This is a genomic window from Nocardioides zeae (assembly GCF_030818655.1).
Classification (GTDB): Bacteria; Actinomycetota; Actinomycetes; order Propionibacteriales; family Nocardioidaceae; genus Nocardioides; species Nocardioides zeae_A.
In genome coordinates, this window is the sequence record NZ_JAUTAN010000001.1 from 1,054,511 (window position 1) to 1,077,565 (window position 23,055).

Below are 23,055 nucleotides of genomic sequence, written 5' to 3' on the forward strand. Positions count from 1 at the left end.
GCGGTCCCTGCGATGTCCGACGACGTGACCGGCACGGTCTTCGACTGCCAGATCCAGGCGCGGCTGCGCGACATCAACCTCGCGGGCCACGTCGACAACGTCGAGGCGCTGCGGATCGTCGACGAGGCACGGCTGCTGTTCCTCCACTTCGCCCCCGACGTGCTGTCGGGGGCGGAGCGGCCGGGCCTGCTCGGCACGGCGCCGGAGCACGTCACGGAGCTCATGGGCGCCCAGCGCATCGAGTACCACGCCGAGATGCGCTTCGTCGCGTTCCAGCCGTTCCTGGTGCGCCTCTGGGTGCACCGCATCGGCCGCACCTCGTTCGGCCTCGGCGTCGAGCTGCGCGTCGCGGCGGACCACCCGCCGGCCCTCGTGGCGGAGCTGTCGCTGGTCCTGTGGGACCACGAGGCCGGCACGGCGTGGCCGATCTCCGACGACGTGCGGGCCGCGCTCACGACGTACGAGGGCCCGGGCGTCACCTTCCGCTCGCGCTGACGCGCAGGGGCGGCGGGGAGGTCAGCGCTCCAGCCGCGGCGCCCCGGGGCCACGGTCGGCGAGCTCGTCGCCGGGGTTGGCCAGCGCGCAGGACCGCAGCGACAGGCAGCCGCAGCCGATGCACTCGTCGAGGGTGTCGCGCAGCGCCTCCAGCTGCGCGATGCGGGCCTCCAGCTCGCCCCGCCACGTGCGGGACAGGCGTGTCCAGTCGCGCCGTGTCGGGGTGCGGCCCTCGGGCAGCGTCGCCAGGGCGCGCCCGATGTCGGCGAGGGGGATGCCCACCCGCTGCGACACCCGGATGAACGCGAGCCGCCGCAGCACGTCGCGGGCGTAGCGGCGCTGGCCGCCGGAGGTGCGCTCGCTCGTGATGAGCCCGTTGCGCTCGTAGAAGTGCAGGGCGGAGACGGCGACCCCCGAGCGGGTCGCCACCTCGCCGGGCGTCAGGGGTGCGGCACTCATGTGACCTGAACCTTAGTTCAGGTCGAAGGATCCCGTCCCGTGACCCTCGTCGACTCCGGGCCTCGCGCTGATCGCCCGTCAGGGTGCAGCGACGGACCCGGCCCCGGCGTCGAGCGTCGCGCGGTGCTCGAGGTTGGCGGCGATCAGCCGCTCGAGCGCGTCGCGGGTGGCGGCCAGCTCGGCGATGTGGGCGTCGATCCGGTCGCGTTCCGCCACGAGGCGCTCGAAGGCCGTCGCCGCGGTCTGCGTCGTCGGCGTCTCCACGCAGGGGAGCACCTCGGCGATCGCGCGGCTGGACAGGCCCGCGGCGTACATGCGCTGGAGGAAGCGCACCCGCTCCACGTCGTCCTCGGTGTAGTGCCGCTGCCCGCTCGCGCTCCGGCTGCTGGTCAGCAGCCCCTGCTCCTCGTAGTAGCGCAGGGAGCGCACGCTCACGTCCGCCTGCGCCGCCAGCTCCCCGATCCGCACCGGTGTGACCTCCCTCTCGACCGCCCCTGGACCCTTGCCCCTGACGTCAGTGTCAGGTTCTAGCGTAGTCGCATGACCTCCTTGTTCGACAGCCACCGGATCGGTGGCCTCACCCTGCCCAACCGCGTCGTGATGGCGCCCATGACCCGTGTCCGTGCCGCCGCCGGTGGCCTGGCGACGCCCTCCATGGCGACGTACTACGCGCAGCGCGCCAGCGCCGGCCTCATCGTGAGCGAGGGCGTGCAGCCCAACGTCGTGGGCCAGTCCAACCCCGGCACCCCGGGGCTCCACACCGACGAGCAGGTCGCCTCCTGGCGCCCCGTCACCGCGGCCGTGCACGCCGCGGGCGGCCGCATCTTCGCGCAGATCATGCACGGCGGCCGGGTCTCCCACCACGCCACCACCGGCCTGCAGCCCGTCGGTCCCTCGGCGGTCGCGCTCGGCGCCGACGTGTTCACCCCGAACGGCCCGGCGCCGGCCCCGGTGCCGCGAGCGCTCACCACGGCCGAGGTGCCCGAGCAGGCACGCTCGTACGCCGAGGCGGCGTCCCGTGCCGTCGACGCGGGGTTCGACGGGGTCGAGCTGCACGGCGCCAACGGCTACCTCATCGCCCAGTTCCTGTCCTCCAACGCCAACGTGCGCACGGACGCCTACGGCGGCTCGGTCGCGAACCGGATCCGCTTCGCCGTGGAGGCCGTCGAGGCCACGGTGGACGCCGTCGGGGCCGACCGCGTCGGTATCCGGATCTCGCCCGACGCGGGCATCTGGAACGTGCGGGAGACCGAGGTCGAGGAGCTGTACGGCGCGCTGCTCGCCGCGCTCGCACCGCTCGGTCTCGCCTACCTCCACCTCGAGGCGACCGCCGACGACGACGTGCTCCTCGGGCTGCGGCGGGCCTGGCCGGACTCGCTCGTCGTCAACCCGGTGTCGCCGGCCAGCCCGCAGCGCGCCGAGCGGGCCGCGGCCGACCGCTGGCTGGGGCTGGGGGCGGACCTCGTCAGCTTCGGCCGCGCCTACATCGCCAACCCCGACCTCGTCGAGCGGCTGCGCCACGACCTGCCGCTGGCGGCTGACGACCCGGCGACGTACTACACCGGTGGGGACCAGGGCTACGTCACCTACCCGGCCCACGAGGCCGCATCCGTCTGAGAACGTCACCTCCACGGGCGAGTCCTGTTGAGAACCTGCACACGCGGCGGCTATGTTTGTTGAGGTCTCCGTCGGGGCCGTCGGTCCTGGTGCTCCTCACGCAGCGAGCTCGTGGAGGTCCCCGACTGCGGGGGAGACGGGGCGGCGTCGCTTTCGGCCGCTCCCTCTCCCCTGCAGTGGTCGCGGCTAGCCGTGACGTCCCGACAGGCAGTCGGCCACGAACTCCGCCGCACGCTGCTCGAACCGGCGCCCGTGCCGCAGCATCGCGTGCTTGCCGCCCTCCACCACCTCGAACGAGACGTCGGTCGTCCGTGCGATCCGGTCCGCCAGGGCCCGCGCGCGAGCGAGCGGGGCGATGCGGTCCTCGTCGCCGTGCACCACGAGCACCCGCCGTCCGCGCAGGTCGGTCCGGTCCTCCGCCAGCACCCACGGGTTGAGCGCGACCACGCAGCGCACCTCGGGCGCGGAGCCGGCGAGCAGGGCGGCGCGCCCGCCCAGCGAGTGCCCGACCAGTGCGACCGGGAGGTCGCCCCACCGCTCCCGCAGCTGGCCCAGTGCCCACCGGACGTCCTCGACCGGCGTACGGCTGGGGTCCCAGCCACGGTGGGTGTTGAGGAGCCGGTACGTCGCGGCCGCCGGCACCCGTCGGGCCACCCGTCGGGCCACGGGCTTCATGCGCAGCACCGACAGCTGGGTGGGGCTGACCATGGGGCTGCCGGGACGGGAGCCGCCGCCGTGCAGCACGAGCACGGCGGCGGTCGGACGGTCCGGCTCGCGGACGCTGATCAGACGGGGTTGCACAGCGGGAGAGCCCTTCGCTCGGGAGGGGTGCTGGTACCCGCGGCGGGGGCGGTCATGCGCCGTGCCCCCACCGCGTCGGGGGCGCTCGGCGTCACGGGCTCTCGACGAACCCCTGCTCCTCGAGCCAGTCGTAGGCGACCTCGGCGGGCTCCTCGCCGTCGACGTCGACCCGCGCGTTGAGCTCGAGCAGCACCTCGTCGGTGAGCTCCTCCGTCACGGGGGCCATCAGGTCCTCGATCTCGGGGTGCTCCTCGGCGGTCTCCTCCCGCAGCACGAGGGAGACGTTGTACTTCGGGAAGTACTCCTCGTCGTCCTCCAGCACGGTGAGGTCGAGCGCCAGGATGCGGCCGTCCGTCGTGAAGACCTCGCCGAAGTTGCACTCCCCGCGCGCGGTCGCGTCGTAGATCGCCCCCGTCTGGTAGGTGCGCAGGTTCGACTCGGGCGTGCCGTCGGCCTGGCCGAGCGGGATGCCGTAGGTCTCCAGCATCCCCGGGAGGCCGTCGGGGCGGTTGGTGAACTCCGACTCGACGCAGAACGTGCGCTCCTCGACCGGGAGGTCGGCGATCTGCGACATCGACTCGATGCCGAGCCGGTCCGTCACCTCGGGGTTCATCGCGAACGCGTAGGTGTTGTTCATGGGCGCGGGCGGCAGCCACACGAGCCCGTTCTGCTCGAGGTCGGCGTCCCGCACCGCCTCGTACTGCTCCTGCTCGTCCGGGATCGGCTCCGCCTCGCCGAGGTAGGTGATCCAGCCCGTGCCGGTGTACTCCCACATCGCGTCGATCTGGCCGTCGGTCTGGGCCTGCCGGGCGGCGGCGCTGCCCGGGATGTTGGTGAGGTCGGTGACCTCCGCCCCGGCCGAGCGCAGGAGGATGATGGCCATCTTCCCGAGGATCACGTTCTCGTTGAAGTTCTTCGACCCCACCGTGAGCTCGGCGCCGTCCAGCGCGCCGTCGAAGTCGGCGAGGTCGCCGGCGAGGTCGCCGGTCGGCACGTAGCCGCCTGCCGTGCCGAGGGCGCAGCCGGAGAGCAGCGCTCCGGTGGCCACGAGCGCAGCGGTGCCGGCGGCGAGCCGGCGGGAGGTGCGGGTGCGCGTGCGGGCCACGTCAGACCCCCTTCGGTCGGTAGGCGAGCTCGAGCAGGCGCCCGATCCACTCGATGAGCAGCGCGAGCAGCGCGATGAGCAGCGCACCGGTGATCATCAGCGAGAACCGGAACAGCGAGATGCCGGTCTGGAGCACCTCGCCGAGGCCGCCGGCGTCGATGAAGCAGGCCAGTGACGCGGTGCCCGCGATGAGCACGAGGGACGTGCGGATGCCGGCCATGATCACCGGTACGGCGAGGGGCAGCTCAATCTTGCGGAGGGTCTCCGTCGAGGTCATCCCGACGCCCCGCGCGGCCTCGACCAGCGTGGGGTCGACGGCCTGGATGCCCGTGATGGTGTTGCGCAGCACCGGGAGGATCCCGTAGAGGCTCAGGCCGATGATCGCCGTCCAGAACCCTCCGCCGAGCCACAGGAACAGCAGCACGATGAGGCCGACCGAGGGTGCGGCCTGACCGGCGTTGGCGATGCCGACGACCAGCGGCGCGGCGCGCTTGACCCGGCCGCGGGTGAGGGCGATGCCGAGGGGGAGGGACACCGCGACGACGATGACAGCGGCGGCGACCGTGAGCTGCAGGTGGTCGACGAGCAGCCGCGACAGCGTGCTCCACTTCAGCTGGTTCGCCTCGACCGAGTCGAGGTCGGCGGTCTGCCGCCAGATGAGGAAGCCCACGAAGGCGAGCACGACGAGCAGGGGCGGCACGACGAGCATGGCCACCGTCTCGCGGCCGACGCTCTTGCGCGCCAGCCAGCCGCGCGCGCCGCGGTCGGGCGCCGGGCCCTCCGGGTCGGGCGCGCGCCGCTGCTCCTCGTCCGGCGGCCCCGCCGTCGTCTCGAGCGTCTCGGCGCTCACGGACGCGGCTCCTGCGCCTCGGTGGTTCCGGTGGTTCCGGTGGTTCCCGTGGCCCCGGCCGCCTCCGCGGCCTCGACCGCGGACGCCTCCTGGGCCCGGATGTGCTGCGTGACCGACTCGAAGTCGACGACGCCGAGGTACTCGTCCTTGTCGCCCGTCACGATCGCGGCCGCGTGGGAGGAGCTCAGCATCGTGTCGAGCGCGTCGTTGAGGGTCGCGCGGCGGTCCAGCGTGACGAACTCGTCGCGACGTGGCACGTCGATGCGGGTCTGGCGCCGCAGGGTGCGTAGCCACGGCCACGCGACCGGCCGGCCGCGCTCGTCCAGCACGACCACGCAGTCGTGGCGGGCGGCCTCGGCGCGCCGTACGGCGTCGGCGGCGTCCTCGCCCTGCCGGGCTGTCGTCCACTCGCCGAGCCGCAGCTCGTTGACGCGGGACAGGCTGAGCTGCTTCAACGTCGAGCCGGCACCGACGAAGTCGGCCACGAAGTCGTTGGCGGGGGCGGCGAGGATGTTCTCGGGGGTGTCGTACTGCTCGATGTGCGCGCCCTCGGAGAAGATCAGGATGCGGTCGCCGAGCTTGATGGCCTCGTCGATGTCGTGGGTGACGCAGACGATCGTCTTGCCGAGCTCGCGCTGGATGCTGAGCATCTCGTCCTGGAGGCGCTGGCGCGTGATCGGGTCGACGGCGCCGAAGGGCTCGTCCATGAGCACGACCGGCGGGTCGGCGGCGAGACCGCGGGCCACGCCGACGCGCTGCTGCTGGCCGCCGGAGAGCTCGCGGGGGTAGCGGTCGCGGTACTTGGCCGGGTCGAGCCCGACGAGGTCGAGCAGCTCCTCGGTGCGGTCGGCGATCTGCTGCTTCGACCACTTCAGCAGCTTGGGGACGACCGCGATGTTGTCCGCGACCGTCATGTGGGGGAAGAGGCTGCCGCCCTGGATGACGTAGCCGATCGTGCGGCGCAGCTCGTCGGCGTCGCGGCCGCGGACGTCCTCGCCGCCGATCGTGATCGTCCCGGAGGTCGGCTCGATGAGCCGGTTGATCATCTTGAGCGACGTCGTCTTGCCGCAGCCCGAGGGGCCGATGAACATGACGACCTCGCCCGCGGGCACCGTCAGCGACAGGCTCTGGACGGCGGGGGCCTTCTGGCCGGGGTACTTCTTGACGACGTCCCTCAGCTCGATCTCGACGCCGCTGATGCGACGCCCCGAGCGGTCGTCCCCGTGCTCGCGGTGCTCGCGGTGCCCGTCGTGGGGCTGGTGGCCGGTGGTCGTGTCCTGGGTCGTCATGCGACGCGGACTCCCTTCGAGATGGTGAGGCGCCCGAGCGCGAGGAGCAGGAGGTCGGCGACGAGGGCGACGATGACGATGCCGACCGTGCCGACGACGGCGTAGTTGAGGGCGTTGGCGCCGCCGGTCTGCACGAGCCCGGTCCAGATGTAGGCGCCGAGGCCGGGGCCGAGCACGTAGGCCGCGATGGCGGCGATGCCCATCGACATCTGCATCGAGGTGCGGACCCCGGCCAGGATCACCGGCCACGCGAGCGGGATCTGCACCTTCAGCAGCACGCCGACGGGGCCCATGCCCATGCCGCGCGCCGACTCCAGCAGGGTCTGGTCGACGCCCGCCAGCCCGACCACCGCGTTCCGCAGGACCGGGAGCACGGCGTAGAACACGACGCAGAGGAAGGCCGTCGTGGTGCCCAGTCCCGACAGCGGCAGCAACAGCCCCACCAGGGCGAACGACGGCAGCGTCAGGCCGACCGCCGAGACGGCGTTGGCGACGGGCTCCAGCGCCTTGACCCGGTTGATGAGGACCGCCAGCGCGATCGCGACGATGGTCGCGACGAGCACGCACTGGAAGACCAGGTTGGCGTGTTGGAGCATGTCGAAGGCGATCTGTCGTCGCCGCTCCGCGATGAAGTCGTCCACGCAGCGTTCCTTCCGGCCGTCCTGCTACGACCCGGCACGAGAGCCGTGCCGGCGAATCGCGGGTCTCTACCCGGCGGCCTCGGGACTACACCCGGAAGATGCGGCCGATGTCGGTGGCCTCACCCGTTCGGGTCCGGGTCGGGGGCGCGTTTCGGTGCCCCTGCTCCAATGTCGGGACGGGTCGAGCAGACGGCCCACGACCAGGCAGGACGGTGCGACATGGCAGGAGACGCGGACGCGGCACGGGAGTGGCGCGAGGCCTACGAGCGGGTGAGCGGGCTGGTCGCCACGACCCAGCTGCGCGATCCCGGAGCGCTGGAGCAGGCGGTGCCGGCGACGCCCGACTGGCGGGCACGGGACCTCGTGGCGCACATGATCGGCGTCGGCAGCGACACCCTCGGGGACGCCGTCGACGAGGAGCAGGGCGAGGACTGGACGCAGCGGCACGTCGAGGCGCGCCGCGACCGCACCGTGCCGGAGCTGCTCGAGGAGTGGAGCGACCTCGCCCCGCGCCTCGAGGAGCACGTCGCGACCACCGACCCGGGCCCGCTCGGCGACATCGTCATCCACGAGCAGGACCTGCGCGGTGCGCTGGGCGCGCCGGGCGGACGCGAGTCGGGCGGTCTGGCGATGGTGCGTGAGCAGATGGCCGACACCTTCGCCGAGGGCCTGGAGGAGCGGGGCCCGGTGCGTCTCGAGGCGACCGACGGCGACTGGACGTGGCAGTCGGCGGACGGCGACCCCGCCGTCGTGCTGCAGGCGCCGGGCTACGACCTCGCCCGGGCGCTCACCTCGCGCCGCACCGAGGAGCAGCTGCGCTCCTACGTCAGTGTCGGCGACGTGGCCCCCTTCCTCGACGACTTCGCGGGGCTCGGCCCGCTGCCGACGCAGGCCCTGCCCGAGTGACCCGGCACTACGACGTCGTCGTCCTCGGCGCCGGCTCCGGCAACACCGTCGTCGACGACCGCTTCGCGCACCTGCGCGTCGCCATCGTCGAGCGCGGGCCCTTCGGCGGCACCTGCGTCAACCGGGGCTGCATCCCGTCGAAGATGTACGTGCACGCCGCCGACCTGCTGACCGGCGCCGTGCGGGGGCCCGCCCTCGGCGTACGCACCGCGGCGGAGGCCGCCGACCAGGCCTCCTGGGAGCGGCTGCGCGACCGCATCACCTCCCGGATCGACGCGGTGGCGGAGAGCGGGGAGGACTACCGGCGGGGTCTCGACTTCGTCGACGTGCTCCGCGGGACGGGACGGTTCACGGGGCCGGGCGCGCTGGAGGTCGAGGACGCCGAGGGCGGCGTCACCGCCATCACGGCCGACCAGGTCGTGATCGCCACGGGGAGCCGCCCCGTGGTGCCCGACCTGCCGGGCCTGCACGACGTCCCCCACGTCACGAGCGACTCCGTGATGCGGATCGAGGAGCTGCCGCGGCGGATGGTGGTGCTGGGGGGCGGGTACGTCGGCTGCGAGCTCGCCCACGTCTTCGCCGCGCTCGGGGTGGAGGTCGTGCAGGTCGAGAGCGAGGACCTCCTGCTCTCCAGCCAGGACGCCGACGTCGCCGAGCTGGTGACGCGCGCGGCCCGCGACCGGTGGGACGTGCGCACCGGGGTGCGGCTCGAGCGCGCGGAGCTGCTGGACGACGGGTCGGCCGCTCTCGTGCTCGACGACGGCTCGAGGCTGGAGACCGACCTGGTGCTCGTCGCCGTCGGACGCCGCACCAACGCCGACCTGCTCGACCTCGACCGCGCGGGGGTGCCGGTCGACGACGAGGGCCGCGTCGTCGTCGACGAGCACCAGCGTGCTGCCGACGGCGTCTGGGCGCTCGGCGACGCCAGCAGCCCGGTGCCGCTCAAGCACGTCGCCAACCAGGACGCGCGGGTCGTGCAGCACAACCTGCTCCACCCCGACGACCTGGCCGTCAGCGACCACCGGCACGTGCCCCAGGCCGTGTTCACCGAGCCGCAGGTCGCCTCGGTCGGGCTCACCGAGGCAGCCGCCCGCGAGCAGGGGATCGACCTCGCGGTAGGGCGGAAGGACGTGGCGGACACCGCCTACGGCTGGGCGCTCCAGAGCGGCCCGGACGACGACGACCCGGCCGGCCCCGGCGGCTTCGCGAAGGTGCTCGTCGACCGCGCGACCGGGCTGCTCGTCGGCGCGCACGTCGTGGGCCCCATGGCCGCGTCGCTGATCCAGCCGCTCATCCAGGCCATCAGCAGCGACGTACCGGTGCGGGGGCTGGCGCGGGGGCAGTACTGGATCCACCCCGCGCCCACCGAGCTCGTCGAGGGCGCGCTGCTCGCGGCGGAGGAGGAGCTGGACAGCTGACACTTTCCCCGGTCGACCGGGGAACGTGTCACTTCGACCATCAAATTTGATGGTCGAAGCGACACGTTCGGTGCAGGCTGGCCCGGACATGGGACGAGACCGCGGGGAGACGTTCGCGCAGATCCTCGCGCGCACGCTGGCCGAACCGCCGGCGCCCGAGGTCGAGGACCCGGCGGCGCCGCGGATGCCGGACGGGCGCCGGCTCGTCGCGCTGCACGCGGCGATCGACCCCGCGGAGGCACGTGAGCTCGTCGCCGCCGGCGCGCTCCTCGCGTTCGAGGGCTGCGGCTGCGGTGGGGGACCGGGCTGCGCCCCGACCTGGTACTACGCGGACGAGCGCCGTCGCGCCGCGGAGGTCGTGCCGCGGGTCCGCGCCAAGACCCACCCGGGCTGGATCGACCTCTGGAGCCCGGTCGACGACCCGGGAGCGCAGGTCGTCTACGTCCACGGGGAGGTGCTGTGGGGCGACCTGATGTGGTGAGCGGGGCCCCTCTAGGCTCACGGCCCGTGACCAGCTACGACGCGACCTACGCGAACGTGACCCTCGACCCGCGCGCCAACGTCTACTTCGACGGCGGCTGCGTGAGCCACACCTTCCACCTGGCCGACGGGACGCGGAAGTCCGCCGGCGTCGTCTTCCCGGGCTCGTTCGAGTTCGGGACGGGCGAGCCGGAGGTCATGGACCTCAACGCGGGACGCTGCCGGGTGCTCCTGCCGGGCGCCGAGGAGTGGGTCGAGCACGGGGCAGGCGACTCGTTCGCGGTGCCCGGCGACGCGTCGTTCTCGATCGAGGTGCTCGAGACGCTCGGGTACGTCTGCCACTACGGCTGACCCGAGCCGAATGGCTGGTTCGACCGTCTCGCAAATCAGGTGACGGGCCGGTCACCGCGCCGTACGGTCCGGGCATGGCCCTCGACACCGCCGCCCTGCACGCCGCCGCGCTGGACTCCGGGTTCACCGGCGCCGTCCGCGTGGACCGCGGTGACGAGGTGCTCCTCGACCGGGCCTACGGCCTCGCCGACCGGGCGCACGGGGTGCCGGCGACGACGGAGCACCGGTACGGCGTGGCGAGCGTGGCGAAGGGGATGACGGCCCTCGCGGTGGCCAGTCTCGTCGAGGAGGGCCGGCTCGGGTGGGACGACCCGGTGCGGCCGGTGCTGGGGGACGACCTGCCGCTCGTCGACGACGCCGTCACCGTCGACGACCTGCTGAGCCACCGGTCGGGGATCGGCGACTACCTCGACGAGGCGGCCGGCGGCGACGTCACCGACCACGTGCTCACCCGCCCCGTGCACGAGCTGGACGACACCGAGGCGTTCCTGCCGGAGCTCGACGGGCGGCCGCAGGTGTCGACCCCGGGGGCGACGTTCGTCTACAACAACTCCGGCTTTGTCCTCCTCGCCCTCGTGGCCCAGCGCGTCGCCGGCACGGCGTTCACGGACCTGGTGCGCGAGCGCGTGCTCGAGCCCGCCGGCATGCGCCGGAGCGGTTACCCGCGCAGCGACGAGCTGCCGGGCGACGTCGCCCGCGGCTACCTCGCCGCCGACGGCCTCCGCACCAACGTGCTCCACCTGCCGGTGCGGGGGAGCGGCGACGGCGGGCTCGTCACGACCACGGCCGACCTCACCCGTTTCTGGCGCGCCCTGCGCGCCCACCGCATCGTCACCGAGCCGTCGGTGCGACACCTCCTCGAGCCGACGGCGGACGTGCCCGACGAGCAGATGCGCTACGGACGGGGCTTCTGGCTCGCCGCGGACTCCGGCACCGCGGTGCTGGAGGGGTACGACGCGGGTGTCTCCGCCCGCACCAGCCACGACCCCGACGGTGACGTGGTCGTGACGGTCGTGGCGACGACGGCGGAGGGCGCGTGGCCCGTGCTGGAGGTACTGGCCGGCTGAGGTGGCAGCCCCCCGTGCGCGGTGACGAGCAGTGGGGTACCGGCCCTCCACGGCAACCGAGGAGGGGTCATGGCATCACCACTGGGTGGAGACGGATCACCAGCACGCCGCGCCGTGGATGCGGCGCTACGGACGGGACAGGCGCTCGTCGACAAGGTGCGGCCGGGGGACCACGCCGGGGGAGACGCCGACGCCCGCCGTGTGCTCACCGTCGGGCGCGACGCCGACACGCTGCGCGACCTGTGGGGCGACCCGGTGCGTCTCGCGCGGGTGCTCGCGGAGCCCTACACCGGCGACCCGTCGACCTGGACGGTCGACGAGGTGACGGTCATCGACGGCGTGGTGCGCTTCCGGGCGCACTCGGGGCAGGAGCCCCCGCTCGAGGCGAGCGGCGAGGTGACCTTCCGACCCGCGCCGCAGGACCTCGGCACCGAGGTGACGCTGGCGCTTCGGCTCGACGGTCCCGACCTGGCGGCCGGCGCGGCGGCGCACAAGGCGCTCCGGCGCGCGAAGGCGTTGGCGGAGACCGGCGAGGTGCCGACCCTCGCGCACAACCCGTCCGCGCGGCAGCATCCCGAGGGAGGGGAGGGCTGATGCGCGCGCTGACCTGGCAGGGCGTCAACCAGCTGAGCGTCGAGACGGTCCCCGACCCGCGGATCGTCAACCCGCACGACGTGGTCCTGCGCGTCCGGCGCAGCGCGGTCTGCGGCTCCGACCTCCACTTCCTCGGCGGCTACATCCCGACCATGCGGGCGGGCGACGTCATCGGGCACGAGTTCGTGGGCGACGTCGTCGAGGTCGGACCGGAGGTCACCGGCGTCGGGGTGGGCGACCGCGTCGTCGTACCGTCGTTCATCGGCTGCGGCGCCTGCTGGCACTGCACCCACGACCAGTGGTCGCTCTGCGACAACTCGCACCCGAAGCCCGAGCTGTCGGAGGTGGCGCTGGGCTACCCGACGGGCGGGATCTACGGCTACACGCACGCGTTCGGCGGGTACGCCGGCTCCAGCGCGGAGTACGTGCGGGTCCCGTACGGCGCGACCAACTGCTTCGTCGTTCCCGAGGGCATCACGGACGACCAGGCCGTGTTCGTCTCCGACGCCGCGCCGACGGGGTGGATGGGCGCCGACTTCGCGGACATCCAACCCGGCGACACCGTGGCGGTGTGGGGATGCGGAGGGGTCGGCCTGATGGCCCAGAACGCCGCCCGCCTCATGGGGGCCGGGCGGGTGATCGGCATCGACCTGCTGCCGGAGCGGCTCGCCCTGGCCCGTGAGATCGGGTCCGAGACGGTCGACCTGCGCGCGATGGATTCGCTGCAGGAGACGCTGCGCGACCTCACCGGTGGCCGCGGGCCGGACTCCTGCATCGAGGCCGTCGGCATGGAGGCGCAGGGTCGCGGGCTCCAGGGCGCCTACGACAAGGTGAAGCAGGCGGTGCGGCTCGAGACCGACCGCGCGACACCGTTGCGCGAGGCGGTGCTGGCCTGCCGCAAGGGCGGCACGGTGGCGGTCATCGGCGTCTGGGGACTGCTCGACAAGTTCCCGATGGGCGCGGTCATGAACAAGGGACTGACGGTGCGGTCGGCGCAGCAGCACGGGCAGGCCTACGTGCCGACGCTGCTCGAGCACGTGGCGTCTGGTGACCTGCGCACCGACCTCCTGGCGACGCACGTGATGCCGCTCGAGAAGGGGCCGGAGGGCTACGCGATGTTCAAGGAGAAGACGGACGGCTGCGTACGGGCGGTCTTCGCGCCCTGAGGGCGGGGCCGGCCGGACGTCACCCGGAGGTAGGTCGTCGAACGGGGCGCGAGAGCGGAGGATGCAGACATGGTCGAGGTGTTGAACGTCCTCGGGGTGCCGACGAGCGCGGGCGCCTACGCCCCGGGCCAGGAGCGGGCGCCCAGCGCGTTCCGCACCCACGGGCTCGTCGAGGCCCTGGCCTCCACGGGGTGGTGGGTGCGGGACCGCGGCGACGTCCACGGGGTGCGGTGGCGGCCGGACCCGGATCGTCCGGACGCCATGAACGTGCCGGACGTCGTCGAGGTCGCCCGGTCCGCCGCGCGGCGGGTCGGCCAGCTGCTCGACGCGGGGGAGCACGTGCTGGTGCTGGGCGGCGACTGCTCGATCGAGGTCGGGGTGGTGGCCGGTGCGCTGGCGTCGGGCGCGTCGGTCGGGGTCGTCTACATCGACCTCGACGCCGACCTCAAGGTGCCCGCAACGGGCGAGGGGGCGCTGGACTGGATGGGCGTGGCGCACCTCCTCGACGTGCCGGGCGCGGATCCCGCCGTGGCCGGGCTGGGGCCGCGGCGGCCCCTCCTGGCGGGCAGCGACGTGCTGCTGCTCGCGCAGGGCAACATCACCGACTCCGAGGCGGAGATCGTGCGGGAGCGCGGCATCGAGGTGGTCCCGCTCGCGGAGGTGCACGCCGACCCCGAGGCCGCGGCGGACCGCGCCGCCGCGTGGGCCTCGCGCCACGACCGCTTGCTCGTCCACGTCGACGTCGACGTGCTCCGGTGGGTCGACTTCCCGATCGCCGAGAACAGTCGCCGTGCGGACGGGCTCACGGTCGAGGAGCTCGGCGCGGTGCTGGGGCGGCTCGTGGCCGCGCCCGCCTGGCGGGCGCTCACGGTCTGCGAGGTGAACCCCGACCACGCGCCCGACGAGGCGGCGTCGTTCGCCCGGCTCAACCGGATGCTGGCCGAGGCGTTCAGCCGGTGCCCTGCGGCGGGCGCGCACCCGCGCGGGTTGGGCTGACTGCCTACGCTGACGCGCGTGATCGACGCCCATCTGCACGTGGTCGACTTCCTGCAGCACCCGGTCGACGCGGGCGAGCTGGCGGCGGCCGTCGACCCGGCCAACGCGGCGGCGCTCGCCGACGGCGCCGTCGTGTTCGGCCTGCCGGTCAAGAAGAAGTGGGCGCTCTCCGAGCCGGAGCGACCGACCTACTACCTCGACGACAACGCCCCGTGCGCCACCCACAGCCTCACCGACGAGCTCGTCGCCACCGTCGTCGCGAGCCTCCCCGCATCGGTGCGTCCGCACGTCGCACCGCTCGTCTGCGGCTTCGACCCGACGGACCGGCTCGGGGTGGAGCACGTCGTCACGATGAGCGAGCGGCACGACGTCTGGCGGGGGATCGGTGAGGTGCTCCTGCGGCACGACGACCTGACGGAGCTGACGTACGGCGAGAACGCCCGCGCGGGCCACCCCGCCCTGGACCCCGTGCTCGAGCTGTGTCGGGACCGCGACTGGCCGCTGACCTTCCACCAGGACGCCAGCTCGGCGGGGCGCAGCGGCCGCTACGAGTACCTCGGCGAGGTGCGGACCATGCTCGACCGCCACCCCGACGTCGACCTCGTCTGGGCGCATGCCGGCGTCGGCCGCCGCGTGCGGCCCGCGGGCCTCCCCGACCTGCTCGACGACCTCCTCGGCGAGCACCCGCGGCTGCACGTCGACCTGTCGTGGGAGCTGTACGACGCGGTCGTCGGCGACGACGGACCCGAGGGCGCCTGGATCGACCTGGTGACACGGCGGCCCGACCGCTTCGTGCTGGGCAGCGACGTGTTCGGTGCGCTGGACGGTCACGCCGACGCCCTCGGTCGGTGGCGGCGGCTGACCGAGCGCCTGCCGGAGTCGGCGCGGAACCGCGTGGAGTCCGAGAACGCCCGGCGGCTCTGGTGGCGTGCCTGAGGGTCGTGCGGGGGTGTTCGCGCACCCCTCCTCCGGTCTAGGTTCGAGGAGTGGAAGACCTCAAGGACGTGCTGAAGCGCTACCTCGACCGTGAGCGTCGCGCACTGCTGTGGAAGCTCGACGGGCTGAGCGAGCGCGACCAACGCTGGCCGGCCACGAGCACCGGCACCAACCTGCTCGGGCTGGTGAAGCACGTCGCGTTCACGCAGGCGGGCTACCTGGGCGACGTGTTCGGGCGGCCGCTGCCGGACAAGCCGGGCTGGATGATCGAGGCGGACGCGGACGACTCCGAGGCCAACCTCGACATGTGGGCCTCGTCCGAGGAGTCGCCCGAGGAGATCGTCGCGCTCTACGAGCGGGTCAACGCGCACGCCGACGCGACCATCGCGGCGCTCGACCTGGAGACGGTCGGGCACGTGCCCTGGTGGGGACCGTCCGGGGACACGACCCTGCAGCGGGTGCTCGTCCACCTGATCGCCGAGGTCGCCCGGCACGCCGGCCACGCCGACATCGTGCGCGAGACCCTCGACGGGGGTCGGGGTCTCGTCGACGGGAACCCCAACCTGCCCGACGAGGACGAGGAGTGGTGGGAGCGGTACGTCGCGCGGCTGCGCACCGTGGCGGAGGCGGCGGGCTGACGCTCGTCGGTCCCTCCGCCGTGGCCCGTCGGGGCTGTGGATGACGCCAGCGGGGACCGGCGCGCTCGGTCCAGACTGGCGCGCATGCGCAGCATCGACGAGACCTTCATCCGCAGCACCGACGACCTCGCGGCCTTCTGGCGCGACATCGAGGGCGGCCTCGGCTGGAGCGCGCCCCAGCTGTGGGCGGCCCACATCGCCGTCGACGGCTCGGTGAGCCCGGCGCTCCTGCAGGTGTACGACGAGGACCATGCCGCCGCGCCGCCGCCCGAGCTGCTCGACGGGTTCGTGCAGCTCCACGCCGAGGTGCTCGCGACCGCCTTCCCGGGAGGCTCGTTGGCGGTGCTCAAGGCGCGCCCGGGAGGGCCCTCGTTCACGCCGGCGGACCGGGCGTGGTGCCGAGGGCTGCAGCGGGCCCTGCTCGACGCTCCGTTCGCGTCGTACCCGCTGTTCTTCGCAACCGACGCCGGCGTCGGGATCGTGCCGCCGGACGAGCTGGTGGCGGCGGCCTGAGGCTCAGTCGGGCACCTCGAGCCCGGCCAGCACGTCCGCGACCTCGACCTGCGGGGCGAACGGTCCGGGCATGCGGAAGACGCGGGTGCCGCCGGGCAGCTCCTCGGCCTGGTAGCCCGGCCGACCCTCGCGACCGAGCAACGCCTTGACGGGGAGCCGGGTCAGGCAGACGACGAGGGGCACAGCACGTTCGGCGAGCCGCGCCAGCAGCACCTCGCGGCCGTGCGCGACCTCGTCGGGCGAGACGGCCGCTCCGCTCGCGGGTCGGCGCACGACGTTGGCGAACCCGACCCCGGCGGCGAGGGCGCCGGGCTCGAAGAACGTCCCGTCGTCGGGCGCCGGGAGGAGACCGGTCGACGCGAGACGGCGCAGCTGGCGCTGCCCGACCTGGCCCTGGAAGTAGTGGCCCGCCTCGACGCTGCACGGCACGGGGTGCAGCCCCACGACCATCGCCCGCGGACGCTCGGGCCACAGGTCGGCGAGCGTGAGCACGGAGGTGCCCCGCCAGTCGACGGTCGTGCGGAGGTCGTCGGCGGTCATCCCTCCAGTGTCGCCACGCGGCCAACTCGCTGCGCGTCCTTGCGCACGCGACCTACCGTGGGGGAGGGCCACTGGACGCCCGGGAGGGCGGATCCGTGGACAGCTTCCTCGACCTCGCCCGGTCCCTGCTCGGCTCGCCGTGGCTGTACGCCGCGGTGCTCGCGCTGGTCGTCGTCGACTGCTTCGTGCCGGCGGTGCCGAGCGACGAGGTGATCATCGCCGTCGGTGCCCTGGCCGTGACCGCGGACCATCCCGGGGTGCTGCTCGGGCTGTTCGCGGCGGCGACCGCCGGCGCCCTGGCCGGCGACAGCGCCGGCTTCCTCATCGGCAGCCGCCTCCCGCGGGAGCGACTACGACGGCGCCGGTGGCTCGTGCGGTTCCTCGACGCCGCGGACCGCCAGCTCGAGCGCCGCGGCGCACGCATCATCGTGACGGCGCGCTTCGTCCCCGTCGTGCGGATCGGCGTCAACCTCGTCGCGGGCGGGACGCTGCGCTACCGGGACTGGGTCCCGCTCGCCGCGCTCGCCTGCCTGCTGTGGGCGTCGTTCACCGTCGTGATCGGCGGCGTCGCGGGCTTCGGCCTCAGCGACCAGCCCCTGCTGGCGATGCTGCTGGGCATGGGGATCGGCCTGACTGTCGGCGTCGTCCTCGACCGCACCCTCACCGCCCGCGCCCGCCGCCGCGAGGGCGACGAGCTGGGCTGTTCGGTGCGCTGAGTGCGTCGAGTTGGGTTGTAGAGCGCGGCGCAGGCGTCGAGTTGGGTTGTAGAGCGCGGCGTGGGCGTCGAGTTGTCACGTACGCCGCGGCGTTAGCGTCGAGTTGGCTCGAACGCGCGGAGTTCTGCTCGCCGAGCTGTCACGTACGCCGCGGACGCCCCTCACGCGTCGTACGACTCCCGCAGGTCGGCCCACAGCAGCACGTTGATCCGACGGCGCAGCCGGCGCAGCTCGGGCTCGTCGGGTATCGGCAGCGGGCTCAGGTGGGTGAAGACGAGGCGGGTCTCGTTCTCGTGCGGGAGCACGGAGAAGCGGATCTCGTCGTCGGGCCGACTCGGCCACAGCGATGACCACACGACGCGCTCGGGGGCGTCGGCGACGAGCACACGGGGGTCCACCTCGTCGGGCTCGAGGAACAACCACGGCCGAGCACCGGTACGGCGCGGTTCGGTCAGCGACTCGAAGACGACGTGGGGTGGCGATGGCAGCCTCTTGGCCCGGTGCGCGAGCTCGATCACCACTGCAGGCTAGGTTCCGCGGGTCCGCGGCGCAGCGCCTTTTCTGCGCGGTTCACCCAGCTCGACGCGTATGCCGCGGCGTACGTGACAACTCGACGCCTACGCCGCGCCGTTCGACCCAACTCGACGCCTACGCCGCGGCGTACGTGACAACTCGACGCCTACGCCGCGCCGTACGACCCAACTCGACGCGCACGCCGCGCCGTACAACCCAACTCGACGCGCGGTCAGACCAGGTTGCGCAGGCGGTCGAGGAGCTCGTCGCGGACGGCCTGCTTGACGGCGGGCTCGACCTCCTCGCGGAGCGCGTCCGCGTCGTCGAGGTCCGACAGCACCGCGCGCACGTCGAGCTCGTCGATCGCCCGCAGCAGCACGTCCTCCGTCGGCAGCGCGTCGTCGACCACCGAGTCCGGCAGCGCCCGGATGCCCGCCGCGAGGAACCGGTTGATGGCGGCACCGTCGAGGACCTCGTCCACCAACGACGACGAGGGCGGCAGGACGCCGTCGTCGGCCATCTCGCCGACCGCCGTGCGGAGGCCGTCGCGGAGCGCGTCGACCTGGGCGTCGGTGGGCTCGTCCTGCTGCGCCAGCTCCAGGGTGAGCGCCTCGCGGCTGACCCCCAGCGTGCAGGCCGCGGCGTCGACGCCGCGCAGCACCAGCTGCTCCGTCAGCCCCTCGATCCCCTCGGCCTGCGAGGTGGTCCCCGGCCGCTCGTCGCAGGCGTCCGCCGGTTGCAGCGGCCGGAAGTCCCCGCCCCCGGCGGCGACCTGCACGCCGGCCACGCCCACCACGAGGGCGAACGCGACCGCGGGCAGCGCCGTCAGCCGCAGCGCGGCGTTCATCGCGCGACTCCCGTCCGCGGCCGGTCCCGGACCGTCCGCACCACCGCACCCGCACCCACCGTCAGCATCGCCGCCAGCGCCAGGCCGGCGCCCACGAGGTAGGAGTCGCGGAAGGCGAGCGACACGGCCCGGTCGAGCTGGTCGTCGAGGTCGCGCTCGAGGTCGTCCACCGCTGCCCGGTCCTCGGGAGCGACCTCGAGCGACGCGAACGCGCCGCTCAGCTCCGGTACCTGCCCGCGCTGCCCGGTGAGCTCGGCGCCGAGCGCCTGGGCGAGCTCGATCTTGTCCTGCGGCTGCAGCGGCGCGTCGAGCACGAGGGAGGCGATCGCCTCGGTGGCGGGCTCCTCGGCGTCCAGCAGGTCGGCGGTGAACACCGGGGTGAGGATGGCGAGGCCGACCACGACGCCGAGGTGGCGCGAGCTGATCGTCCAGGCGGCGTGCCGCGCGCGGGGTCGCCGGCCCTCCATGGCCCGGTAGGTCAGCTGGTCGACGCTCAGCCCCAGACCGAGGCCGACGAGCGCCTGCGGCGCCACGGTCCAGATCAGGTCCGCCGAGGGCGGCAGGGCGAGCCCGACCAGCCCACCGGCCACCAGCAGGCACCCGACCGCCACCTCCACGTCGGGGGGCGGCTGCAGCCACCGCGCCAACGGCTGCGCGACCAGCGCCGCCACGGGGATCACCGAGACGGTCAGCGCGGCCATGGCCGGGGAGTGCCGCCACCCCTCCACCAGGAGGAGCACGAGCAGGAACAGCGCCGCCGTCAGGGCAGCCGAGAGCAGCCCGAGCGTCACGTTGTGCCCGACCACCGGTCGGTGCGCTGTGTCCGGATCCTCCGCGGGCCCGTCCGCCGGCACCGGCTCCCGCACCGCGAGCGCGGCCGGGACGGCCAACGCCGCGAACGGCACCTGCGCGATGAAGATCGCCTGCCACGAGATCGCCTCGGTGAGGAGCCCGCCCGCGACCGGGCCGGCCGCCGTACCCACGACGCCCGCCGTCACCCACGCCGCCACGCCGCGCTGCTCGCCCATCCGCGCCACGAGCAGCTCGAGCGCGCCGACGAGCGCGAACGCCCCGCCCAGGGCCTGGACGCAGCGCGCCGCGATGAGCACCTCGATCGTGGGCGCCGCTGCGCACCACGCCGACGCGCCGGCGAAGACGGCGATGCCGACGGCCGCCAGGGCCCGGGGGTGGGCGCGGACGCGCCGCAGCGCGGCCGGTACGGCGAGGGCGCCGAGCACGAGGTTGTAGGAGATCAGCACCCACGCGACCTGGGCCACGGACGCGTCGAGCTCCTGGAGCATCTCGGGCAGGGCCAGCGTGACAATGGCCGAGTCGGCCAGCACGAGACCGACGGTCACGGTCAGGAGCAGGCCCACGAGTCGGTGCACCCGGTCATCGTGGCACCGGGGTGGGCGGCGGGCGGGCTACGACACGAGCCGCGCCTTGATGTCCGCCTTGAGCACCTTCCCGACCTTCGACCGCGGCAGGTCGGCCCAGACCTCGACCTGCTTCGGCGCCTTCACGCTGCCCAGGCGCTCCTTCACGAGCCGCTGGAGCTCGCCCGCCTCGAGCGAGGCGCCGGGCCGCAGCTGCACCACCGCGGTCACCCGCTCGCCCCACTTCTCGTCCGGCAGGCCGACCACCGCACAGTCCGCCACGGCGGGGTGGGTCATGACCGCCTGCTCGACCTCGGTCGAGTACACGTTGAACCCGCCCGTGATCACCATGTCCTTCGCCCGGTCGACGATGAAGAGGAAGCCGTCGTCGTCGAGGTAGCCGACGTCGCCCGTGTGGTGCCAGCCGTGCGCGGACGCCTCGGCCGTCGCTTCGGGATTCCGGTGGTAGCCCCGCATCACCAGCGAGCCCCGCACGACGATCTCGCCGCGCTCGCCCCGCGGCAGCAGCGTGCCGTCCTCGCCCATGATCGCCACGGTCGTCAGTGCCGAGGCTCGTCCCGCCGAGCCGAGCCGCTCCCGGGCGACCTCGCCGGACGGGAGGAAGTGGTCGGCCGGTGCCATCGTCGAGACCATCATCGGCGCCTCGGTCTGCCCGAAGAGCTGGGCCATCACGGGCCCGATCCGCCTCAGCGCCTCCTCCAGCCGGCTGGTCGACATGGGTGCCGCGCCGTACCAGAAGCACCGAAGGCTGGAGAGGTCCCGCGCGTCGAGGCTCGGGTGGTCGAGCACCATGTAGATCAGCGTCGGCGGCAGGAAGGTGTGGGTCACCGCGTGCTGCTCGACGCGGTCGAGGAACCCACCGACGTCGGGGGAGCGCATGACGACGATCGACCCGCCGCGGCACAGCACGGGGAAGCAGAGCACCCCGGCGGCGTGGGTGAGCGGAGCCAGGGCGAGGTACGTCGGCGGTCGGTCCTCGGGCCACGGATAGCTCATCAGGGTGATGGCCGTCATCGTCTCCAGGTTGGTGCCGGTCAGCTCGACGCCCTTGGGACGTCCCGTCGTGCCGCCCGTGCCGACGATCATCGCCAGGTCGTCGCGCGCCGCCCGGTCGACGGCCTCGGTGACCGCGTCCCCGGACGCCAGGAACGCGTCCCATCCCAGGGCCCAGGCGAGGTCGTCGTCGAGGCACACGAGGGTCCGCAGGTCGGGCAGGTCGCCGCGGATCGCGTCGACGAGCGGTGCGAACGCCGCCTGGAACACGAGCACGGAGCAGCCGTAGAGCGCCAGCAGCTCCCGGTTCTCCGCCGCCTCGTTGCGCGGGTTGACCGGGCACCAGACGGCGCCGGCCCGGCTGATGCCGAAGACGCAGGTGAAGGCCGTCGGGTCGTTGGCCGACAGCACCGCGACGCGGTCGCCCGGCGCGACGCCGCCCGCCACCAGCGCGGCGGCGATGCGGCCGGTGAGGGCCTGCACGTCGGCGTACGTCGCGGTGACGCCGTCGCACTCGAGGCAGGGGGCGTCGCGGTCGAGCGACGCCCCCTTGTCGAGGAAGTCGACCAGCCGCATCAGTGGCCCTGGCGGGTGATGACCGGCTCGGCGACGAGGCCGAACGCCCGCAGCTGGCCGAGCAGCTCCCGGTGGCCGATGGCCTTGGAGGCCGACGCGAAGCCGACCCGCTTCGGTGCCTGCTGCAGCAGCGACGACGCGACGAACGCCTGCAGGAGCCCGGTCTGCTTGTAGTTCTGGTTGCCGTGGATGACGCAGTGCGCGCGCCCGAGCGGGCCGGAGGCGTGCACCGAGTCGAGCGACTTGTTGAGGCGCGGGTTCTCGCGGGGCGGCATCACGTTCATGACCTGGGCGGCCACCTCCGTCAGGGCGGCGTCGCGGTCGGCGGGCGACATGTCCTTCGTGGCCTCGAGCGCCTGGGCGACGATCTGCGGGACGCCCGTCATGAGGGCCGGGTTGAAGACGCCGCCCTGTGCCTTGCAGCTCGCGACGCGGGGGTCGCGCTTGTACCAGACCGGGTGCGACGTGCCGCCCCACGGGAGCGACTGCGCGAGCTCGTGCTGACCGGGCACGACGAGCGGCATGAGGCCCTGGCCGGGCTCGAACTCGACGTAGGAGTTCTGCTGCAGGTGGAACGCCTTCGACGTCGCCGCGTTGATGAGGATGGTGAGGGTCGAGGCGATGGTCGGCGAGCCGCCCCAGAAGACGGCGATGTCGAGCGTGTCGAGGCCGGGCTGCTCGAGGCAGAGCTCGGCGGCGATCTCGCCGGTCGTGTACATGTGCGCCACGCCGGGGGACAGCAGCAGGCCGGCGGCGGCGAAGTCCGCGCCGTACGTCTCGTCGCAGGTGATGAGCCAGTCCTGCTCGCCGGTGGTGTCGAGGTAGTGCACGCCGGCGGCGAGGCTGGCCTCGACGACCTCGGGGCCGTACTTGCTGAAGGGGCCGACCATGTTGCACACGACGCTGGAGCCGCGGAACAGCTCGGTGAGGGACTCGACGTCGTGGGTCACCTCGACGACCTCGTAGTCGGCGGTCTCGATGCCGGCGACGTTGGCGTCCATGGAGGCCTGGATCTTGTCGGCGTCGCGGCCGGCGGCGGTGAAGGGGATGCCGTACTCGCGCAGGTACTCGCAGACGAGACGACCGGTGTAGCCGGAGGCGCCGTAGACGACGACGGGCTTGCTGCTCATGGGGTGCTCCTGTGGTCGGAG

At 73.5% G+C, this 23,055-nt stretch carries 27 protein-coding genes; 14 read left to right on the forward strand and 13 right to left on the reverse strand.

Annotated features, from left to right (window positions below; genetic code table 11):
- The first annotated feature begins 12 nt into the window (after window positions 1-12).
- The gene (locus QE405_RS04990) at window positions 13-495 is read left to right on the forward strand and encodes an acyl-CoA thioesterase (protein WP_307199108.1); all 483 of its coding nucleotides are present in this window, start codon (window positions 13-15) and stop codon (window positions 493-495) included.
- A gap of 21 nt (window positions 496-516) precedes the next feature.
- Here the strand turns inward: QE405_RS04990 and soxR are convergent, their stop codons facing one another.
- Window positions 517-954 (reverse strand): redox-sensitive transcriptional activator SoxR, encoded by a 438-nt coding sequence (gene soxR / locus QE405_RS04995; RefSeq protein ID WP_307199109.1) that lies wholly within the window; start codon window positions 952-954, stop codon window positions 517-519.
- A gap of 78 nt (window positions 955-1,032) precedes the next feature.
- Window positions 1,033-1,422: a MerR family transcriptional regulator gene (locus QE405_RS05000; protein WP_307199110.1), complete on the reverse strand. Its 390-nt coding sequence runs from the start codon at window positions 1,420-1,422 to the stop codon at window positions 1,033-1,035.
- Between the two features lie 72 nt (window positions 1,423-1,494).
- On the opposite strand from QE405_RS05000, the gene QE405_RS05005 reads away from it, so the two are divergent.
- Window positions 1,495-2,571 (forward strand): alkene reductase, encoded by a 1,077-nt coding sequence (locus QE405_RS05005; protein ID WP_307199111.1) that lies wholly within the window; start codon window positions 1,495-1,497, stop codon window positions 2,569-2,571.
- A gap of 186 nt (window positions 2,572-2,757) precedes the next feature.
- On the opposite strand, the gene QE405_RS05010 is transcribed toward QE405_RS05005, so the two are convergent.
- The 5 genes from QE405_RS05010 to QE405_RS05030 all read right to left on the reverse strand — a co-directional run bounded on the left by QE405_RS05010 (window position 2,758) and on the right by QE405_RS05030 (window position 7,257).
- Complete coding sequence (locus QE405_RS05010; RefSeq protein ID WP_307199112.1) at window positions 2,758-3,372, reverse strand: dienelactone hydrolase family protein; 615 nt, start codon at window positions 3,370-3,372, stop codon at window positions 2,758-2,760.
- A gap of 91 nt (window positions 3,373-3,463) precedes the next feature.
- A complete protein-coding gene (locus tag QE405_RS05015; protein ID WP_307199113.1) occupies window positions 3,464-4,477 on the reverse strand; it encodes a glycine betaine ABC transporter substrate-binding protein in 1,014 nt (337 codons plus the stop codon).
- 1 nt (window position 4,478) lies between these two features.
- Entirely contained in the window at window positions 4,479-5,327 is an 849-nt protein-coding gene (locus QE405_RS05020; RefSeq protein WP_307199114.1) for an ABC transporter permease, read from the reverse strand.
- Window positions 5,324-6,616 (reverse strand): ABC transporter ATP-binding protein, encoded by a 1,293-nt coding sequence (locus QE405_RS05025; protein WP_307199115.1) that lies wholly within the window; start codon window positions 6,614-6,616, stop codon window positions 5,324-5,326. The genes QE405_RS05020 and QE405_RS05025 overlap by 4 nt, the downstream gene beginning before the upstream one ends.
- The gene (locus QE405_RS05030) at window positions 6,613-7,257 is read right to left on the reverse strand and encodes an ABC transporter permease (protein ID WP_307199116.1); all 645 of its coding nucleotides are present in this window, start codon (window positions 7,255-7,257) and stop codon (window positions 6,613-6,615) included. The genes QE405_RS05025 and QE405_RS05030 overlap by 4 nt, the downstream gene beginning before the upstream one ends.
- A 219-nt stretch (window positions 7,258-7,476) precedes the next feature.
- On the opposite strand from QE405_RS05030, the gene QE405_RS05035 reads away from it, so the two are divergent.
- From QE405_RS05035 to QE405_RS05085, 11 genes are all read left to right on the forward strand, one after another.
- A complete protein-coding gene (locus tag QE405_RS05035; RefSeq protein ID WP_307199117.1) occupies window positions 7,477-8,163 on the forward strand; it encodes a maleylpyruvate isomerase family mycothiol-dependent enzyme in 687 nt (228 codons plus the stop codon).
- Window positions 8,160-9,581, forward strand: a complete 1,422-nt coding sequence (locus QE405_RS05040) for a mycothione reductase (protein ID WP_307199118.1) — start codon at window positions 8,160-8,162, stop codon at window positions 9,579-9,581. Before QE405_RS05035 ends, QE405_RS05040 begins: the two co-directional genes overlap by 4 nt.
- A gap of 88 nt (window positions 9,582-9,669) precedes the next feature.
- Window positions 9,670-10,062 (forward strand): hypothetical protein, encoded by a 393-nt coding sequence (locus tag QE405_RS05045; protein WP_307199119.1) that lies wholly within the window; start codon window positions 9,670-9,672, stop codon window positions 10,060-10,062.
- A gap of 26 nt (window positions 10,063-10,088) precedes the next feature.
- Window positions 10,089-10,412, forward strand: coding sequence for a pyrimidine/purine nucleoside phosphorylase (gene ppnP, locus QE405_RS05050; protein WP_307199120.1), 324 nt, complete (start codon window positions 10,089-10,091; stop codon window positions 10,410-10,412).
- 74 nt (window positions 10,413-10,486) lie between these two features.
- Window positions 10,487-11,479, forward strand: coding sequence for a serine hydrolase domain-containing protein (locus tag QE405_RS05055; protein WP_307199121.1), 993 nt, complete (start codon window positions 10,487-10,489; stop codon window positions 11,477-11,479).
- A gap of 69 nt (window positions 11,480-11,548) precedes the next feature.
- A complete protein-coding gene (locus QE405_RS05060; RefSeq protein ID WP_307199122.1) occupies window positions 11,549-12,073 on the forward strand; it encodes a hypothetical protein in 525 nt (174 codons plus the stop codon).
- Window positions 12,073-13,239 (forward strand): zinc-dependent alcohol dehydrogenase, encoded by a 1,167-nt coding sequence (locus QE405_RS05065; protein WP_307199123.1) that lies wholly within the window; start codon window positions 12,073-12,075, stop codon window positions 13,237-13,239. The genes QE405_RS05060 and QE405_RS05065 overlap by 1 nt, the downstream gene beginning before the upstream one ends.
- A gap of 69 nt (window positions 13,240-13,308) precedes the next feature.
- Window positions 13,309-14,235 (forward strand): arginase family protein, encoded by a 927-nt coding sequence (locus QE405_RS05070; RefSeq protein WP_307199124.1) that lies wholly within the window; start codon window positions 13,309-13,311, stop codon window positions 14,233-14,235.
- An 18-nt stretch (window positions 14,236-14,253) separates the two neighbouring features.
- On the forward strand, window positions 14,254-15,171 hold the full coding sequence (locus tag QE405_RS05075) for an amidohydrolase family protein (protein ID WP_307199125.1): 918 nt from the start codon (window positions 14,254-14,256) through the stop codon (window positions 15,169-15,171).
- Between the two features lie 50 nt (window positions 15,172-15,221).
- On the forward strand, window positions 15,222-15,809 hold the full coding sequence (locus QE405_RS05080) for a DinB family protein (RefSeq protein WP_307199126.1): 588 nt from the start codon (window positions 15,222-15,224) through the stop codon (window positions 15,807-15,809).
- 84 nt (window positions 15,810-15,893) lie between these two features.
- A complete protein-coding gene (locus tag QE405_RS05085; RefSeq protein WP_307199127.1) occupies window positions 15,894-16,322 on the forward strand; it encodes a hypothetical protein in 429 nt (142 codons plus the stop codon).
- Between the two features lie 3 nt (window positions 16,323-16,325).
- Here the strand turns inward: QE405_RS05085 and QE405_RS05090 are convergent, their stop codons facing one another.
- Window positions 16,326-16,862, reverse strand: a complete 537-nt coding sequence (locus tag QE405_RS05090) for a uracil-DNA glycosylase family protein (RefSeq protein WP_307199128.1) — start codon at window positions 16,860-16,862, stop codon at window positions 16,326-16,328.
- Window positions 16,863-16,957: 95 nt separating this feature from the next.
- Here QE405_RS05090 and QE405_RS05095 point away from each other — a divergent pair, with 95 nt between their 5' ends.
- Entirely contained in the window at window positions 16,958-17,578 is a 621-nt protein-coding gene (locus QE405_RS05095) for a DedA family protein (RefSeq protein ID WP_307199129.1), read from the forward strand.
- Between the two features lie 161 nt (window positions 17,579-17,739).
- Here the strand turns inward: QE405_RS05095 and QE405_RS05100 are convergent, their stop codons facing one another.
- The 5 genes from QE405_RS05100 to QE405_RS05120 all read right to left on the reverse strand — a co-directional run bounded on the left by QE405_RS05100 (window position 17,740) and on the right by QE405_RS05120 (window position 23,034).
- On the reverse strand, window positions 17,740-18,096 hold the full coding sequence (locus QE405_RS05100) for a hypothetical protein (protein ID WP_307199130.1): 357 nt from the start codon (window positions 18,094-18,096) through the stop codon (window positions 17,740-17,742).
- A 227-nt stretch (window positions 18,097-18,323) separates the two neighbouring features.
- A complete protein-coding gene (locus QE405_RS05105; protein WP_307199131.1) occupies window positions 18,324-18,938 on the reverse strand; it encodes a hypothetical protein in 615 nt (204 codons plus the stop codon).
- Window positions 18,935-20,326 carry an MFS transporter gene (locus QE405_RS05110; RefSeq protein ID WP_307199132.1) on the reverse strand — a complete coding sequence of 464 codons (1,392 nt, stop codon included), beginning with the start codon at window positions 20,324-20,326 and terminating at the stop codon, window positions 18,935-18,937. The genes QE405_RS05105 and QE405_RS05110 overlap by 4 nt, the downstream gene beginning before the upstream one ends.
- A 36-nt stretch (window positions 20,327-20,362) precedes the next feature.
- Complete coding sequence (locus QE405_RS05115) at window positions 20,363-21,904, reverse strand: AMP-binding protein (RefSeq protein ID WP_307199133.1); 1,542 nt, start codon at window positions 21,902-21,904, stop codon at window positions 20,363-20,365.
- A complete protein-coding gene (locus tag QE405_RS05120; RefSeq protein ID WP_307199134.1) occupies window positions 21,904-23,034 on the reverse strand; it encodes a DUF5938 domain-containing protein in 1,131 nt (376 codons plus the stop codon). The genes QE405_RS05115 and QE405_RS05120 overlap by 1 nt, the downstream gene beginning before the upstream one ends.
- Window positions 23,035-23,055 lie beyond the last annotated feature (21 nt).

Coding starts and splice junctions, on each gene's coding strand:
- QE405_RS04990 (WP_307199108.1), top strand. CDS start 13: ATGTCCGACGACGTGACCGGCACGGTCTTCGACTGCCAGATCCAGGCG.
- soxR (WP_307199109.1), bottom strand. CDS start 954: ATGAGTGCCGCACCCCTGACGCCCGGCGAGGTGGCGACCCGCTCGGGG.
- QE405_RS05005 (WP_307199111.1), top strand. CDS start 1,495: ATGACCTCCTTGTTCGACAGCCACCGGATCGGTGGCCTCACCCTGCCC.
- QE405_RS05025 (WP_307199115.1), bottom strand. CDS start 6,616: ATGACGACCCAGGACACGACCACCGGCCACCAGCCCCACGACGGGCAC.
- QE405_RS05035 (WP_307199117.1), top strand. CDS start 7,477: ATGGCAGGAGACGCGGACGCGGCACGGGAGTGGCGCGAGGCCTACGAG.
- QE405_RS05045 (WP_307199119.1), top strand. CDS start 9,670: ATGGGACGAGACCGCGGGGAGACGTTCGCGCAGATCCTCGCGCGCACG.
- QE405_RS05055 (WP_307199121.1), top strand. CDS start 10,487: ATGGCCCTCGACACCGCCGCCCTGCACGCCGCCGCGCTGGACTCCGGG.
- QE405_RS05060 (WP_307199122.1), top strand. CDS start 11,549: ATGGCATCACCACTGGGTGGAGACGGATCACCAGCACGCCGCGCCGTG.
- QE405_RS05065 (WP_307199123.1), top strand. CDS start 12,073: ATGCGCGCGCTGACCTGGCAGGGCGTCAACCAGCTGAGCGTCGAGACG.
- QE405_RS05070 (WP_307199124.1), top strand. CDS start 13,309: ATGGTCGAGGTGTTGAACGTCCTCGGGGTGCCGACGAGCGCGGGCGCC.
- QE405_RS05085 (WP_307199127.1), top strand. CDS start 15,894: ATGCGCAGCATCGACGAGACCTTCATCCGCAGCACCGACGACCTCGCG.
- QE405_RS05090 (WP_307199128.1), bottom strand. CDS start 16,862: ATGACCGCCGACGACCTCCGCACGACCGTCGACTGGCGGGGCACCTCC.
- QE405_RS05105 (WP_307199131.1), bottom strand. CDS start 18,938: ATGAACGCCGCGCTGCGGCTGACGGCGCTGCCCGCGGTCGCGTTCGCC.
- QE405_RS05115 (WP_307199133.1), bottom strand. CDS start 21,904: ATGCGGCTGGTCGACTTCCTCGACAAGGGGGCGTCGCTCGACCGCGAC.
- QE405_RS05120 (WP_307199134.1), bottom strand. CDS start 23,034: ATGAGCAGCAAGCCCGTCGTCGTCTACGGCGCCTCCGGCTACACCGGT.